The sequence below is a fragment of the Leclercia sp. genome, from assembly GCF_036780805.1.
Lineage (GTDB): Bacteria > Pseudomonadota > Gammaproteobacteria > Enterobacterales > Enterobacteriaceae > Enterobacter.
In genome coordinates this window covers 104,229-119,332 of record NZ_DAIQCE010000008.1, presented here as the reverse complement: position 1 = coordinate 119,332, position 15,104 = coordinate 104,229, and the positions used below count along the sequence as shown (strand labels likewise).

The following is a 15,104-nucleotide window of genomic DNA, read 5'->3' as shown; positions in this document are numbered from 1 at the left end:
ACAGATATGTATTCATCTATTGCACAGGCCAATGAAGCCATTATCGAACGAATTAAAGCCGCACGTCCGCACTGGATTGCCGTATGTCCTGCCAAAGAAGCCGTCACTGAGCTCTCTTCCGGCCGTAAGCTGTTGCATGCGGGCCCACCGATTGCCTGGGAGGATATGACAGGGCCAATGCGTGGCGCATGCATTGGGGCAGCACTGTTTGAAGGTTGGGCTGAGCGCGAAGAGGATGCGGTGCGCCTGCTGGAGCAGGGTGAAGTGGCGTTCATCCCCTGTCACCATGTTGGTGCCGTGGGACCAATGGGCGGTATCACCTCGGCGAACATGCCGGTGCTGATTGTGCGTGATGTGGTTCATGGTAACCAGGCCTGCTGTAACCTGAACGAAGGCATCGGCAAGGTGATGCGTTTTGGCGCCTACGGTGATGATGTACAGCAGCGGCTGCGCTGGATGCGCGATACGCTGGCACCCGTCCTGCAGACGGCGCTGAGCAAAATCGACAATGGAATCGATCTGACAGCGATGATGGCACAGGCCATTACCATGGGCGATGAGTTCCACCAGCGTAATATCGCCGCGTCTTCTTTATTACTGCGTACGCTTTCCCCGGTGATTGCGGGTCTGGATCGCCCTCAGGCTGAAATTATCGAAGTGCTGCAGTTCCTGAGCGTGACCGATCAGTTCTTCCTCAATCTGGCAATGGCCTACAGCAAGGCGGTGATGGATGCGGCGGCGCAAATTAAGGCCGGTACCATTGTTACAGCCATGACGCGTAATGGCCGTGAGTTTGGAATTCGCGTCAGTGGCACCGGCGATCGCTGGTTTACCGCGCCGGTGAACACGCCGCAGGGACTGTTCTTTACCGGTTACAGCCAGGCGGATGCGAACCCGGATATTGGCGACAGCGCGATCACCGAAACGCTGGGGATTGGCGGGGCGGCGATGATTGCAGCGCCTGGCGTCACTCGCTTTGTGGGCGCAGGTGGAATGGGCGCTGCGCTGGAGGTTTCAGAAGAGATGGCTGAAATTTATCTCGCCAGCAACCCACTCTTCCAGATCCCATCCTGGGACTTCAAAGGGGCCTGTCTGGCGTTAGATGTGCGTCGGGTTGTCGAAACCGGGATCACGCCGCTGATCAATACGGGTATCGCCCACCGGGAAGCGGGGATCGGCCAGGTGGGTGCCGGAACGGTGCGCGCACCGTTGCCGTGCTTTGAAAAAGCACTTGAGGCTCTTGCTGAGCTGTATCACGTTACCGCGTAATGGCTAAAAGGGGCGGTCTTACCGCCCCGGAGTTCTCACTATGATCGTACAGTCTCTGGCCTATGGCGGCGTTGACCGTCTGAGTGATGGGGAGTGGAATCTGCACAGCCGCTTCACTCATGCGATCAACTACAGCCATGCTGATGGCACTTTGTTGACCTTTATCCGTTATGGCAAAGGGGTTGCGCCAGCCGGGGTGTTACTCTCCACGCGGAATTTCGCGAAAGTATACGATGCCCAACGATGGATCAAGCAGGGAAAGACTTTGGTGGGGCATGAGGCATCTGTCTCGCTTCGACGTCGGCTCAATCTGATCCCTCAAAACGGTGTGATGTCCGTGCCGGATTTGCTCGGTTATACAGAACAAACGGGTTTGTGTGGCCCGCTTTGTCGGTTGCAAACTGATGCCATCGCTGCAGGGTTATTGCAGGAAGGGCTGATGCAATGGAAGCGTGGTACGCCCCCTTCCTGGACAGGATTAATCGGCATGGGGCCCGGCTTAACACCCGGCGGCGACGACATGCTCACAGGCGCACTGGCAGTGTTATATGCTTCACACTTTTCCCTGCAACTCCAGGCTTGCCCTTTTTTACCCTCGGCCGATCAACTCACCACGCTCACAACTTCGGTAAGCTGCAGTTATCTCAACAGCGCCCGCTACGGTGAGTTTTCTACCCCTGTTCTTCATCTGCTGCGTTGCCTGCAAGCCGGGCGCGATCCGCACAGAGCAATTCGTCGACTGGTGCTGATGGGCCATACGTCAGGCGCAGATATCGTGGCCGGCATGGTAATAACGTTGCGATGGTTACAGACCCGGAAAAAAAGGCGAAGACATGCTCGATCAGGAAACAGTGCGGACATTTATACGGGTAGCGGAGACAGGCAGTTTCTCGCGAGCGGCCGCTTCACTCCATAAAACGCCAGCAGCGATCAGCTATCGGATCAAAACGCTTGAGGAGCAGACCGGTACGCAGCTTTTTTTGCGCACAACCCGTTCAGTGAGCTTAACCCCCGCGGGAACGCATCTGCTTGAAAACTGCCGACAGTGGCTGAGCTGGCTGGATGCCATGCCGGATGAACTGCAGCAAATCAATGCGGGTGTCGAAAGACAAATCAATATTGTTGTAAACAATCTGCTCTATCAGCCACAGTCTGCCGCCAGGCTCTTAACCTGGCTACATCAACGTTTTCCCTTCACGCGTTTTCACCTTTCCTGCCAGGTTTATATGGGCGTGTGGGATGCATTGCTCTATGACGATTTTCATCTTGCTATCGGTGTGACAGGGTCGGAATCACTGTCCAATACTATCTCCCTTCTTCCATTGGGTGACGTGAGCTGGCGATTTGTCGTGTCCCATGACCATCCGCTTGCAACCCATCCGGCCGATTCCTTAACTGATGACATGTTACGGCGCTATCCGGCCATCAATATTGATGACACCTCGCGCAATTTAACGCGTCGGGTGGCATGGCTGCTCGGCGGGCAAAAAGAGATCAAGGTTCCGGATATGGGCACCAAAATTGCCTGTCATCTCAGTGGGCTGGGTGTCGGTTTTCTGCCTGAACGTCAGTGTCAGCCCTATATCGACGCCGGGCAGCTGGTGGCACGTGATGTGGTAAACCCGCGCCAAAAATCCCCGCTTTCGGTTGCATGGAAGTCCGTCGGCAGCGGAAAAGTGATTGATGAGATTGTGACGTTGTTTCGCCGACAGGATCCGCTGGTGGCTGACTTTATCCAGGCGATCGATTATCCATCTGGCTAAATCTTGATACGAATCCGGTGCGGCAAATGGCATATTCTTCTGTTTTTGTTTACCTTTAACAGTGGCGTTTTCGTGATTAAGATCTCGTAAGCGTGTGTTTGGGTGATTAACAAGGAAAATTGAATGGAAGATCTCGGTGTTGTAGATAGCATCAATAACGCGGGCTCCTGGCTGGTGCGTAACCAGGCATTGCTGTTGAGTTACGCCGTAAACATTGTGGCGGCCATCGCCATTATCGTCGTCGGTATGATTGTGGCGCGCATCATCTCTAATGCGGTTAACCGCGTGATGCGGGCGCGTCATATTGATGCCACTGTCGCAGATTTCCTCTCGGCACTGGTGCGCTACGGCGTTATCGCATTTACGCTGATTGCGGCCCTTGGGCGTGTCGGGGTACAAACGGCGTCGGTGATCGCTGTACTGGGTGCCGCCGGTCTGGCCATTGGTCTGGCCTTGCAGGGCTCGCTGTCGAACCTGGCTGCCGGGGTACTGCTGGTGACCTTCCGTCCGTTCCGTTCCGGGGAGTATGTCGATCTGGGCGGCGTGGCCGGTACTGTGCTGCAGGTGCAGATCTTCTCTACCACGCTGCGCAGCGCGGATGGCCGTATGGTGGTGATCCCGAACGGCAAAATCATCGCCAATAACATCATCAACTTCTCCCGTGAGCCCGTCCGTCGCAATGAGTTCATCATTGGCGTGGCATATGACTCAGACCTCGACAAGGTGAAGCAGCTGCTGACCAACATTATCGAGTCGGATGACCGCATTCTGAAAGATCGCGAGATGACCGTTCGCCTGAATGAGCTCGGCGCCTCATCGATCAACTTTGTGGTGCGCGTCTGGAGCAACAGCGGTGATTTGCAGAACGTCTACTGGGATGTGCTGGAACGCGTGAAGCGCGACTTTGATGCCAACGGCATCAGCTTCCCATATCCGCAGATGGACGTAAACTTCAAGCGTGTGAAAGAACCGGCGGAATAACCTTTTCCCGCAACCCGGCGCGTGCAACGCGTGCCGGGTTTAATTAGCCCCGCTTATTGCCAATTAATATTATCCATTTCCTCTTATTATCCTCCCGCAGTATAGTCTGCCCTCAAGACAGCTTTCTGAGATTAATTTCCATGTTATCTTTTTATATTCAAGGGGTTATGATTGGCGCGGCAATGATCCTGCCCCTTGGGCCACAAAATGCGTTCGTCATGAACCAGGGTATACGTCGTCAGTATCATCTGATGATTGCGCTGCTCTGCGCGGTGAGCGATATGCTGCTGATCTGTGCCGGGATTTTCGGCGGCAGCGCGCTGCTGATGCAGTCCCCCTGGCTGTTGGCCTTAGTCACCTGGGGCGGCGTTGCGTTTTTACTGTGGTATGGCTTTGGCGCTTTGAAAACGGCGATGGGCAGCAATATTGAGCTTGCCAGCGCCGAAGTGATGAAGCAGGGGCGCTGGAAAATTATCGTCACCATGCTGGCGGTCACCTGGCTCAATCCGCATGTTTATCTGGATACCTTCGTGGTGCTGGGCAGCCTCGGTGGGCAGCTGGATGCCGAGCCGAGACGCTGGTTTGCCCTGGGGACCGTCAGCGCCTCTTTCCTGTGGTTCTTTGGTCTGGCGCTGCTCGCCGCCTGGCTGGCTCCTCGCCTGCGTACCGCCAAAGCCCAGCGCATTATCAACGGCCTGGTCGGCGTGGTGATGTGGTTTATCGCTTTCCAGCTGGCGAAAGAGGGGATTCATCACATTCGTGAACTATTCTACTAAGCGTTGTCTTATGGACATTCGACCAGCAGCCGCTAAGCTTGCTGGCATGCGCCCTGTTACATGGGCACTCTTCGCAACATGGAGGAATAAAAGTGAAGTTGAATGTAATCGCCCTGGCGGCACTAATGGGTTTTGGCGCAACATCCGTTCAGGCCAGCGAACTGCCTGACAGCCCACACATTGTGACCTCCGGCACCGCAAGCGTGGATGCGGCACCGGATATCGCGACCTTAGCCATCGAAGTGAACGTGGCGGCAAAAGATGCGGCCACCGCCAAGAAACAGGCAGACGATCGCGTTGCGCAATATCTCTCTTTCCTGGAGCAGAACGGCGTCGGTAAAAAAGATATCAACTCTGCCAACCTGCGTACCCAGCCGGATTATGACTATAAGGATGGCAAAAGTATCCTGAAAGGTTACCGCGCGGTGCGTACTGTGGAAGTCACGGTGCGTCAGCTTGATAAGCTCAACTCTCTGTTAGACGGTGCGCTGAAAGCGGGTCTGAACGAAATCCGTTCTGTCTCCCTGGGTGTTGCGCAACCAGAGAAGTATAAAGATGAAGCGCGTAAAGCGGCGATTGATGATGCCGTGCGTCAGGCGCAGCAACTGGCCTCAGGCTTTAACAGCAAACTGGGCCCGGTTTACAGCGTGCGTTACCACGTCTCTAACTATCAGCCGAGCCCGATGGTCCGCATGATGAAAGCGGAAGCGGCCCCGGTCTCTGCCCAGGATACCTACGAACAGCCAACGATTCAGTTTGACGATCAGGTTGATGTGGTGTTCCAGCTGGAGCCAACGCAGACTCAGCAGCAGAATGACCAGACTCAGCAGAGCCAACCTGCTCAGCAGAATCAGCAGCAGGATACGGCGACCAAAGCACCGTAAGTTTTGTTTTTCAGAACCGATAACAGGCCGGGTCAGCGTTAATGCGACCCGGCTTTTTTATTAATCCTGGCGCAGGACTTTATGCCCGTGAGCCAGTAGCGCATCGGTGACGTTGCGCATCATCCGGCTTTCCGGCGCAAAGCGGTGCCAGTAGAGCATGCGGCGCTGGTGTAAGCCCGGCGTCAGGTCGATCAGTTCGCCGCTGTTCAGCTCTTTCTCGATCTGCAGATGCGGGATCATGCAGCAGGTTGTGCCCTGACGTGCCAGCTGCACGAAGGCCTCGGAGGAGTTAACGATATGGCAGGGTACGCTGCCGGGCGGCAGGTCGAAGTTCTGCTGTAAAAATGCCTGATGCATATCATCCAGATGGTCAAAGGCCACGGCAGGCGCTTTCAGCAGCGCCGCGCGGGTGACGCCATTCGGGAAGTAACGCTCGGCAAAGGCTTTCGAGCCGACGAAAAGATAATCCAGCGCCCCCAGCTGATCCACCAGGCAGCTTGGCAGCGCCTGAGGCTGGATACTGACCGCACCTACCACTTCACCGCGGCGCAGGCGCTCCTGGGTGCGGGTTTCGTCTTCTACCTGTAAATTCAGACGGATGGGGGAATCGGCCAGCACCGGGGCAAGGGCAGGGAGGAGCCAGGTTGCCAGACTGTCGGCGTTGACCGCCAGAGAGAGCAGCAGCGGCGTAGAGCCGGTCTGTTCATCGCCCAGCCACTCATCTTCCAGTAGCTCAACCTGACGCAGCAGCGCCAGCAGCTTTTGCCCCTGTTCGGTTGGACGCGGCGGCACGGTACGAACCAGCAGCGGCTGCCCGAACATGTTCTCAAGCTGTTTGATTCGTTGTGAAACCGCGGATTGGGTAATGCACAGCTTTTGTGCTGCGCGTTCGAATCCGCGTTCACGAATAACGGCATCAAGCGCCTGTAATGTTCTGTAGTCCGGACGTTTCATTGCTCTGGCTGACTCCCAAAAAATTCAATACTTCGCACTATGACATAAATTTATGTTTGATACAGACGAAATTGGTGACCCCGCAGATCACATGGCGCAGGCGAATGCTCTATAATGCGCGTCACGCAAAATCACCACGGGCAAGAGATCATGACGCAGGATGAACTGAAAAAAGCAGTAGGATGGGCCGCTCTCCAGTATGTACAGCCGGGTACCATTGTCGGCGTGGGCACAGGGTCAACGGCAGCACACTTTATTGATGCGCTGGGTACGATGAAGGGCCAGATCGAGGGCGCGGTTTCCAGCTCCGATGCCTCCACGGAAAAGCTGAAAAGCCTGGGGATCACCGTTTTCGATCTCAATGAAGTTGACCGTCTGGGGATTTACGTCGACGGCGCGGATGAGATTAACGGTCATATGCAGATGATTAAAGGTGGTGGTGCGGCGCTGACGCGCGAGAAAATCATCGCCTCCGTGGCGGACAAGTTTATCTGTATCGCCGATGCCTCCAAGCAGGTCGATATCCTCGGCAACTTCCCGCTGCCGGTTGAAGTGATCCCGATGGCGCGCAGCGCGGTCGCCCGTGAACTGGTGAAGCTGGGCGGGCGTCCGGAATACCGTCAGGGCGTGGTAACAGACAACGGTAACGTGATTCTGGACGTTCACGGTCTGGAGATCCTCGATGCCGTGGCGCTGGAGAATGCCATCAACGGCCTGCCAGGCGTGGTAACCGTAGGGTTATTCGCCAACCGTGGCGCGGATGTCGCCCTGATCGGCACCGCCGATGGCGTTAAAACCATCGTGAAATGATCTGACGGGGGGAGCTTCCCCCCGCTAACTTTTTTTGCAACAGCGATATTCGGTGACTTGTGTCACATTTCTAACCCTCTCCTGACGATCCTGCCGCTTTCTTATTGCTCCGCAGCATTATTCACTGCCATTTGACGCTGTATGACATTTCTTCAGAGTGCCGACGCAAACGTTCATATTGCTGCAATAGTTTTTTTTGATATGTTGGCTGAAGCGGATTTCAATCCAGCACAACAACAGTTCAGACAATCAGACAGGGTCGGGGAAATGGCAAAGGTATCACTGGAGAAAGACAAGATTAAATTTCTGCTGGTCGAAGGGGTGCATCAGAAAGCACTGGATAACCTTCGTGCGGCAGGTTACACCAACATCGAATTTCACAAAGGTGCACTGGATACCGAACAGCTGAAAGAGTCGATCCGTGATGCCCACTTCATTGGCCTGCGATCCCGAACCCACCTGACCGAAGATGTGATTGCCGCGGCGGAAAAACTGGTTGCGATTGGCTGCTTCTGTATCGGTACCAACCAGGTCGATCTGAATGCTGCTGCGAAGCGCGGTATTCCTGTATTCAACGCGCCATTCTCCAACACCCGTTCCGTGGCGGAGCTGGTGATCGGTGAACTCCTGCTGCTGCTGCGTGGTATTCCTGAAGCCAACGCCAAGGCCCACCGCGGGATCTGGAACAAACTGGCATCTGGCTCTTTCGAAGCGCGTGGTAAAAAGCTGGGTATTATCGGTTACGGCCACATCGGCACGCAGCTGGGCATTCTGGCGGAATCGCTGGGGATGCACGTCTTCTTCTACGACATCGAAAACAAGCTGCCGCTGGGTAACGCCACTCAGGTTCAGCATCTCTCCGACCTGCTCAACATGAGCGACGTGGTGAGCCTGCACGTGCCGGAAAACGCCTCCACCAAAAACATGATGGGTGCGGAAGAGCTGGCGCTGATGAAGCCGGGCTCGCTGCTGATCAACGCCGCGCGCGGTACGGTGGTGGATATCCCTGCGCTGTGTGAAGCCCTGAAAAGCAAACATCTGGCAGGGGCGGCGATCGACGTCTTCCCGACCGAGCCTGCGACCAACAGCGACCCGTTCACCTCGCCGCTGTGCGAGTTCGACAACGTGATCCTGACCCCGCACATCGGGGGCTCCACCCAGGAAGCCCAGGAAAATATCGGTCTTGAAGTGGCCGGTAAGCTGAGCAAATACTCCGACAACGGTTCAACCCTGTCTGCGGTCAACTTCCCGGAAGTATCTCTGCCGCTGCACGGTGGGCGTCGTCTGCTGCACATCCATGAAAACCGTCCGGGCGTGCTGACGGCCATTAACCAGATCTTCGCTGAGCAGGGCGTGAACATCGCCGCACAGTATCTGCAAACTAACGCGCAGATGGGTTATGTGGTTATCGATATCGAAGCGGATGAAGATGTGGCAGAGAAAGCGCTGCAGGGGATGAAGGCTATTCCGGGGACGATTCGCGCGCGCCTGTTGTATTAATTATGCGGTTTGTGGTGTCGGGTGGCGCTTGCGCTTACCCGACCTACAAAGTCCGAGGGTTTATGTAGGCCGGGTAAGGCGCAGCCGCCACCCGGCTTTTTCACCACAGCCAAATCTTCGACGGTGTCACCACCGCAGGCAGCGGAATATCCCATTTCTCTACCGGCAATTTTTCCACCCCCTGACAATCATGCGCATAGCCCACGGGCTGTAAGCCGTACTGCTGCCAGTTCTGCAGCGTGCGATCGTAAAAACCGCCGCCCATCCCCAGACGCTGACCGCTCTCATCAAACGCCACCAGCGGCGTGACCAGCACGTCCAGCTGTGCAAGCGGCAGCACGTCGCGCACGTCCAGCTTTGGTTCAGTGATTTTCAGACGATTCACCACCAGCTCGCTGTGAGGATGGTAGTGCAGAAACAGCAGATTCCCCGGACTGAATGGGTGCAGTACCGGCAGATAGACCTTTTTCCCGGCACGCCAGAGTTCATCGATCAGCGGTTGAGTATCGAGTTCGCCATCAAAAGAGAGGAACAGGGCAATGGTATGCGCCATCACGACGGGCGGATAGGCCATCATGCGTGCCGCGGCTTGCTGTGCGAAATGGGCTTGCTGTTGAGGCGATAAAGCTCTGCGTTGCTGACGAATAAACTGACGGATGTGTTGACGTGAGGCAGGAACTTCAGGAAGTTGCGTCATGGTAGTCGCTGGGTAGAAAGGTGAGGGAATCTCCGAGATGCCGCCGCAGGCTGTAACCCTTGAACCCTTGGTTCAAGGTGAATGTGTCGTCATAGTTTTAAGGCTTCTCGGACGAACCGAGCATGCTCACCAACCATGGAGCGCCACATTCTTGTGGTATGAAATATCGGCTCAGGGGACTGGCCCGCATGCGAACATCTCAGAGAAATTTTTCCTTCAGGGTCACTCTACCATAGTAGACCACGAAGTGTTATTCAAAGTTTTGCCCCGGTCTGTCAGTAATGCGACCCTGATCAAGCAATGCCTGTTCAATGGTCTGCTGGAGCATTTTAATACGTTGTTCCATGCTCGCCGCGTAATCGCGGGTCTTCGCTTTTTCCTGAGCCAGTTCATAACTGATGTTCAACGCGGCGATGAAGACCAGCTGCTCAGTATTTGTGACTCTAGTGCGTTCTTTTAAATCTTGCAACCGCTGATTCAAATCATCCGCAGCCTGATTCAAAGCATCCCTTTGTTCAGGCGGACAATTCACTCGCAGCGAACGGCCAAAAATTTGGATATCGACGGGTTGTGCAGACATGCCACCTTCCTGCTGTTTGACTGCGCTGCCTTCACATCCGCTTCCGGGGGCTGCGAAGGGGCGACACTATAGCTACCCTGGCGGGTAGAAACAAGCCCTATTCTGGTTCACCAGGGTCCAAAGTGGTAGCATATCATGAATATTCCTCCCATTGATGACGAATGCTCATGTCTATACAGAACGAAATGCCTGGTTACAACGAAGTTAGCCAGTTACTGAACCAGCAGGGCGTGGGTTTGACCCCGGCTGAAATGCACGGTCTGATCAGCGGGATGCTGTGTGGTGGAAACAACGACAGCTCATGGCTGCCGCTGGTTCACGACCTGACGAACGAGGGTCTGGCGTTTGGTCACGACCTCGCTCAGGCGTTGCGCAATATGCATGGCGCAACCAGCGATGCGCTGGAAGATGACGGCTTCCTTTTTCAGCTTTATCTGCCTGATGGGGACGACGTCAGCGTGTTCGATCGCGCCGATGCGCTGGCCGGTTGGGTCAACCACTACCTGTTAGGCTTGGGTGTAACGCAGCCTAAGCTGGAAAAAGTGACGGGCGAGGCCGGAGAGGCTATCGACGATCTGCGTAACATCGCTCAACTGGGCTACGATGAAGACGAAGATCAGGAAGAGCTGGAGATGTCTCTTGAAGAGATCATCGAGTACGTGCGCGTTGCGTCGCTGCTCTGCCACGATACGTTTACCCGGACAAAACCGACCGCGCCGGAAGTGCGCAAACCAACCTTACACTAATAACAATTCCAGGAGGGTGTCATGACTCAGCAAGAGTATCTTCGCCGCCGTCAGGCGCTGCTGGCCACTATGCAGCCGGGCAGCGCCGCGTTGATTTTTGCCGCACCGGAAGCCACGCGCAGCAACGATAGCGAATATCCGTACCGCCAGAGCAGTGATTTCTGGTACTTCACCGGCTTCAACGAGCCGGATTCGGTACTGGTGCTGATTAAAAGTCACGATACCCACAACCACAGCGTGCTGTTTAACCGCGTTCGCGATCTCACCGCTGAGATCTGGTTTGGCCGCCGTCTGGGCCAGCAGGCCGCGCCGGAAAAGCTGGGCGTGGATCGCGCCCTGGCGTTCAGCGAGATCGACGATCAGCTCTATCAGCTGCTCAATGGCCTGGATACGGTCTATCATGCGCAGGGTGAATACGCGTATGCCGACGAGATTGTCTTTGCCGCGCTGGATAAGCTGCGCAAAGGTTCCCGGCAAAACCTGAAAGCGCCCGCAACGCTTACCGACTGGCGTCCTGCCGTTCACGAGCTGCGCCTGTTTAAATCGGCGGAAGAGCTGGATGTGATGCGTCGCGCGGGTGAGATCAGCGCCCTGGCCCATACCCGGGCGATGCAAAAATGCCGTCCGGGGATGTTCGAATATCAGCTGGAAGGCGAAATTCATCATGAATTTACCCGCCACGGCGCACGCTATCCGGCGTACAACACCATTGTCGGCGGCGGTGAAAACGGCTGCATTCTGCATTACACCGAAAACGAATCTGAACTGCGGGATGGCGATCTGGTGCTGATCGACGCCGGATGTGAATTTAACGGCTATGCCGGAGATATCACCCGCACCTTCCCGGTCAACGGCAAATTTACCCCGGCCCAACGCGCCATCTACGACATCGTCCTGCAGTCGCTGGACACCGCGCTGATGCTGTTCCGTCCCGGCACCTCCATTCAGGAGGTCACCGGCGAAGTGGTGCGCATTATGATTAGCGGCCTGGTGGATCTGGGGATCCTCAACGGCGACGTCGAGCAGTTGATCGCCGAGAACGCTCACCGTCCCTTCTTTATGCATGGCCTGAGCCACTGGCTGGGACTGGATGTGCACGATGTGGGCGTCTACGGCCCGGAACGTTCGCGCGTGCTGGAGCCTGGAATGGTGCTGACCGTGGAACCGGGGCTCTATATCGCCCCGGATGCCGACGTGCCCGCCGAGTATCGCGGGATCGGCATTCGTATCGAAGATGACATCGTCATCACTGAAACCGGTAACGAAAACCTGACGGCTTCGGTGGTGAAAAACGCCGATGAGATTGAAGCCCTGATGGCGGCGGCACGCCCATGAGCATCATCATCGTTGGCGGAGGCATGACGGGCGCCACCCTGGCGCTGACGATCTCCACCCTGACTGAGGGCAAGCTTCCGGTCCATCTGGTTGAGGCCGTGGCGCCGCAGTCGAACGGCCACCCGGGGTTTGATGGCCGCGCTATCGCCCTGGCACAGGGCACCTGCCAGCAGCTGGCCCGCAGCGGCATCTGGCAGGCGATTGCCGATTGTGCCACCGCTATTGAAACCGTTCACGTCAGCGACCGGGGCCACGCCGGGTTTGTTACCCTTGAGGCGCAGGATTATCACATTGATGCGCTGGGGCAGGTGGTTGAGCTGCACGATGTGGGGCTGCGCCTGTTCCGCCTGTTGCAGGATGCCCCTGGCGTGACGCTGCATTGCCCGGCGCGCGTGGAACACTTCACCCGCAGCGAAACCGCGGTCAGCGTCACGCTGGATGACGGCAGTACGCTCGAGGGACAACTGCTGGTGGCTGCCGACGGCTCCCGTTCGGCGCTCGGCCAGCAGTGTGGGATCCAGTGGCAGCAGCAGCCGTACCATCAGCTGGCGGTGATCGCCAACGTCGCCACCGCCGAGCCACACCGTGGCCGCGCTTTTGAACGTTTTACCCAATACGGCCCGCTGGCCATGCTGCCGATGTCGCAGGGGCGCAGCTCGCTGGTCTGGTGCCATCCGCTGGAAAAGGCGGATGACGTGCAGGCCTGGTCTGACGAACGCTTCTGCGCCGAGCTGCAAAAAGCCTTTGGCTGGCGGCTGGGGCGTATCACTCATGCCGGGAAGCGTTCGATCTATCCGCTGGCTTTAACCACGGCGTCGCAGTCTGTCTCCCATCGCGTTGCGCTGGTGGGCAATGCGGCGCAAACGCTACACCCCATCGCCGGACAGGGTTTTAACCTCGGGCTGCGCGATGTGATGAGCCTGGCTGAAACGCTGGCGCAGGCCTTTGCCCAACAGCAGGATTGCGGCGCGTATCCGGTGCTGTGCCAGTATCAGACACGACGTCAGGCAGATAAAGAAGCCACCATCGGCGTCACCGACGGGCTGGTGCATCTGTTTGCCAATCGCTGGGCGCCGCTGGTTGCAGGGCGTAACCTGGGGCTGATGGCAATGGAATTATTCATTCCGGCACGCGATGTGCTGGCGCAGAGGACTCTCGGTTGGGTCGCTCGCTAAGGAGTAAACATAGTGCAGAATGTTGATGTCGCCATTGTCGGTGGCGGAATGGTAGGACTGGCGCTGGCCTGCGGTCTGCAGGGTAGCGGTCTGCGCGTGGCGGTGCTGGAGCAGAAACAGCCTCAGCCTGTCGCTTCCGATGCGCCGCCTGAACTCCGTGTCTCGGCGATAAACGCCGCCAGTGAAAAGCTGCTGACCCGCATCGGCGTCTGGTCAGATATTATCGCTCAGCGTGCCAGCTGCTATCACGGGATGGAAGTGTGGGATAAAGACAGCTTCGGCCATATCGCCTTTGATGATGAGAGCATGGGTTACAGCCATCTCGGCCATATCATCGAAAATGCGGTGATTCACCATGCGCTGTGGCAGAAAGCGCAGCAGTGCAGCGACGTCACGCTGATGGCCCCCGCTCAGCTGCAGCAGGTAGCCTGGGGTGAAAACGATGCCTTTATTACCCTGCAAAACGGCGACATGCTGACCGCGCGCCTGGTGGTGGGAGCTGATGGCGCAAACTCCTGGCTGCGCAACAAAGCCGACATTCCGCTGACGTACTGGGACTATCGCCATCACGCGCTGGTCGCCACCATCCGCACCGCAGAGCCGCATCAGGCCGTGGCCCGGCAGATTTTCCACAACGACGGCATCCTCGCCTTCCTGCCCCTTAGCGATCCGCATCTTTGCTCCATCGTCTGGTCGCTGTCCCCCGAGAAGGCTCAGCAGATGCAGGAGGCCTCAGCCGACGAGTTTAATCAGGCCCTGTGTGTGGCCTTTGATAACCGGCTGGGGCTCTGTGCCGTCGAAAGCGAGCGTCAGGTGTTTCCATTAACCGGCCGCTATGCGCGTCAGTTCGCGGCGCACCGTCTGGCGCTGGTTGGCGACGCGGCGCATACCATTCATCCGCTGGCCGGGCAGGGCGTGAATCTGGGCTTTATGGATGCCGCCGAGCTGGTGAATGAACTGCGCCGCCTGCATCGCGAGGGCAAGGATATTGGTCAGCATCTGTATCTGCGTCGGTACGAGCGCAGCCGTAAGCACAGTGCGGCGATGATGCTGGCGGGCATGCAGGGGTTCCGCGAACTCTTTGCCGGTGCCAATCCGGCGAAAAAACTGCTGCGCGATCTCGGCCTGAAACTGGCCGACACCCTCCCGGGCGTCAAACCACAACTCCTGCGTCAGGCGATGGGTCTTAACGACCTGCCGGACTGGCTACGCTAATTTAGAACCTCGTCACACTTTATTTGCCCGGCCTCTGCGCCGGGGAAATTCCCTCGTTTGAAATAATCTAATTTCACTGACTTTTTCGCATTAGATTATCTAATCTGGCTATTTTTATGTTACGGAAATTCCGCGCGTTTTTCCGCACTAAATATCAGCCCATGCTAAATATGCTCTTATAGACTTTGCTTTTGTGCGGAACGTTTCGCATTTTTATAGTGAATAACTCTGTACGCTTTGCTGGCATTTTTGACCATAAGCTAATGTGATGACCCACTTTGCCTTATGGTTAACCACCATTTTCGGTGGTAAGTTCAGGTTAAAGAGAACGTTTGCGTCGGCGTCCGGGAGTGGTGCCGATGCCGGGTTTTGTGATGAATTTTTCAGCATAAAACGCAAGACAGCCCAGCTTATTCAAC

At 56.5% G+C, this 15,104-nt stretch carries 15 protein-coding genes and 1 other RNA gene; 12 read left to right on the top strand and 4 right to left on the bottom strand.

Annotated elements, in window-relative coordinates; all coding sequences use genetic code 11:
* Window positions 1-6 precede the first annotated feature (6 nt).
* From V7Q49_RS17520 to V7Q49_RS17495, 6 genes are all read left to right on the top strand, one after another.
* Window positions 7-1,269, top strand: coding sequence for a DUF1116 domain-containing protein (locus V7Q49_RS17520; RefSeq protein WP_333853907.1), 1,263 nt, complete (start codon window positions 7-9; stop codon window positions 1,267-1,269).
* 40 nt (window positions 1,270-1,309) lie between these two features.
* A complete protein-coding gene (locus tag V7Q49_RS17515) occupies window positions 1,310-2,185 on the top strand; it encodes a DUF2877 domain-containing protein (protein WP_333853905.1) in 876 nt (291 codons plus the stop codon).
* The gene (gene allS, locus V7Q49_RS17510; RefSeq protein WP_333853903.1) at window positions 2,103-3,032 is read left to right on the top strand and encodes an HTH-type transcriptional activator AllS; all 930 of its coding nucleotides are present in this window, start codon (window positions 2,103-2,105) and stop codon (window positions 3,030-3,032) included. The genes V7Q49_RS17515 and allS overlap by 83 nt, the downstream gene beginning before the upstream one ends.
* Window positions 3,033-3,155: 123 nt before the next feature.
* Window positions 3,156-4,013, top strand: a complete 858-nt coding sequence (locus tag V7Q49_RS17505) for a small-conductance mechanosensitive channel MscS (RefSeq protein ID WP_333853901.1) — start codon at window positions 3,156-3,158, stop codon at window positions 4,011-4,013.
* A gap of 140 nt (window positions 4,014-4,153) precedes the next feature.
* Window positions 4,154-4,789 carry an arginine exporter ArgO gene (argO, locus tag V7Q49_RS17500; RefSeq protein ID WP_333853899.1) on the top strand — a complete coding sequence of 212 codons (636 nt, stop codon included), beginning with the start codon at window positions 4,154-4,156 and terminating at the stop codon, window positions 4,787-4,789.
* Between the two features lie 92 nt (window positions 4,790-4,881).
* Window positions 4,882-5,673 carry an oxidative stress defense protein gene (locus V7Q49_RS17495; protein ID WP_333853897.1) on the top strand — a complete coding sequence of 264 codons (792 nt, stop codon included), beginning with the start codon at window positions 4,882-4,884 and terminating at the stop codon, window positions 5,671-5,673.
* A gap of 60 nt (window positions 5,674-5,733) precedes the next feature.
* Here V7Q49_RS17495 and argP read toward each other — a convergent pair whose 3' ends face one another.
* Entirely contained in the window at window positions 5,734-6,627 is an 894-nt protein-coding gene (argP, locus tag V7Q49_RS17490; protein ID WP_106994367.1) for a DNA-binding transcriptional regulator ArgP, read from the bottom strand.
* A gap of 150 nt (window positions 6,628-6,777) precedes the next feature.
* On the opposite strand from argP, the gene rpiA reads away from it, so the two are divergent.
* Entirely contained in the window at window positions 6,778-7,437 is a 660-nt protein-coding gene (gene rpiA, locus V7Q49_RS17485; RefSeq protein WP_032613951.1) for a ribose-5-phosphate isomerase RpiA, read from the top strand.
* Window positions 7,438-7,704: 267 nt separating this feature from the next.
* Window positions 7,705-8,937 (top strand): phosphoglycerate dehydrogenase, encoded by a 1,233-nt coding sequence (gene serA / locus V7Q49_RS17480; RefSeq protein ID WP_106994369.1) that lies wholly within the window; start codon window positions 7,705-7,707, stop codon window positions 8,935-8,937.
* A gap of 100 nt (window positions 8,938-9,037) precedes the next feature.
* On the opposite strand, the gene V7Q49_RS17475 is transcribed toward serA, so the two are convergent.
* The 3 genes from V7Q49_RS17475 to zapA all read right to left on the bottom strand — a co-directional run bounded on the left by V7Q49_RS17475 (window position 9,038) and on the right by zapA (window position 10,214).
* Window positions 9,038-9,634, bottom strand: a complete 597-nt coding sequence (locus tag V7Q49_RS17475; RefSeq protein WP_333853893.1) for a 5-formyltetrahydrofolate cyclo-ligase — start codon at window positions 9,632-9,634, stop codon at window positions 9,038-9,040.
* Between the two features lie 25 nt (window positions 9,635-9,659).
* Window positions 9,660-9,843: non-coding RNA, 6S RNA (gene ssrS / locus V7Q49_RS17470), on the bottom strand.
* A gap of 41 nt (window positions 9,844-9,884) precedes the next feature.
* Window positions 9,885-10,214, bottom strand: coding sequence for a cell division protein ZapA (zapA, locus tag V7Q49_RS17465; protein WP_032613890.1), 330 nt, complete (start codon window positions 10,212-10,214; stop codon window positions 9,885-9,887).
* Between the two features lie 167 nt (window positions 10,215-10,381).
* On the opposite strand from zapA, the gene V7Q49_RS17460 reads away from it, so the two are divergent.
* From V7Q49_RS17460 to ubiI, 4 genes are read left to right on the top strand one after another with little or no spacing between them, the layout of a single operon-like run.
* A complete protein-coding gene (locus V7Q49_RS17460) occupies window positions 10,382-10,960 on the top strand; it encodes a YecA/YgfB family protein (protein ID WP_333853889.1) in 579 nt (192 codons plus the stop codon).
* Window positions 10,961-10,981: 21 nt separating this feature from the next.
* Entirely contained in the window at window positions 10,982-12,295 is a 1,314-nt protein-coding gene (pepP, locus tag V7Q49_RS17455) for a Xaa-Pro aminopeptidase (protein WP_333853887.1), read from the top strand.
* Complete coding sequence (ubiH, locus tag V7Q49_RS17450; RefSeq protein WP_333853885.1) at window positions 12,292-13,470, top strand: 2-octaprenyl-6-methoxyphenyl hydroxylase; 1,179 nt, start codon at window positions 12,292-12,294, stop codon at window positions 13,468-13,470. Before pepP ends, ubiH begins: the two co-directional genes overlap by 4 nt.
* 12 nt (window positions 13,471-13,482) lie before the next feature.
* Window positions 13,483-14,685, top strand: coding sequence for an FAD-dependent 2-octaprenylphenol hydroxylase (gene ubiI / locus V7Q49_RS17445; RefSeq protein WP_333853883.1), 1,203 nt, complete (start codon window positions 13,483-13,485; stop codon window positions 14,683-14,685).
* The last annotated feature ends 419 nt before the right edge of the window (window positions 14,686-15,104 follow it).